Below are 529 nucleotides of genomic sequence, written 5' to 3'. Positions count from 1 at the left end.
GGGGTCCTGAGTGGTGTCCACCGGCCTTCCACAACCGGGACGTTCGAATTGTTCTTCCTGGTCAGGCCGTTACCGCTGTCCATCGTCCGGTGGAGGTGGAAGCCACGCCGAGCACCGCCAGGCGTGCCAGGTTGACGGCGGCGGCCAGCAAGGAGAAGTCCGCGTCGACTTTGGCGGTGCCGCGCACGCGGGCGCGGCGACCGCCATGCCGTCGCCGCATCAGATGCGCGATCTTGCGCTCGACCTTGGGCCGGGTGGCGCGGTATCGGGCCAGCCAGCCGGGATCGGCACTGTTGGACCGGCCCCGGGCCAGGTGCGCCTCATGCGGGCTGAGGTTGATGTCGCGGCCGTCCTTGGCGGTGGTGCACCGCTCCCGCAGCGGGCATCCCGCGCACGCGGAACCGAAGGCCGCCACCCCATTGCCATCGCGATGCCAGCGGATCTGTTCGACGATCTGATTCGGGCAGATCACCCGCCCGGCCTCCAGATCGACGGTGAAGGCATCCTTGGTGAAGCGACCTCCGGGCGC

At 69.6% G+C, this 529-nt stretch carries 1 protein-coding gene; it reads right to left on the bottom strand.

Annotation, left to right across the window (positions count from 1 at the left end; all coding sequences use genetic code 11):
• Positions 1-61: 61 nt before the first annotated feature.
• Positions 62-529, bottom strand: a 468-nt coding sequence (locus tag ABD331_RS60790) for a transposase (protein ID WP_344496735.1), incomplete at its 5' end; no start/stop codon positions are given.

The sequence above is a fragment of the Nonomuraea monospora genome (assembly GCF_039531895.1).
Lineage (GTDB): Bacteria > Actinomycetota > Actinomycetes > Streptosporangiales > Streptosporangiaceae > Nonomuraea > Nonomuraea monospora.
Note: the sequence above shows the minus strand (reverse complement) of the source record. Positions and strands in the feature narration are given on the sequence as shown.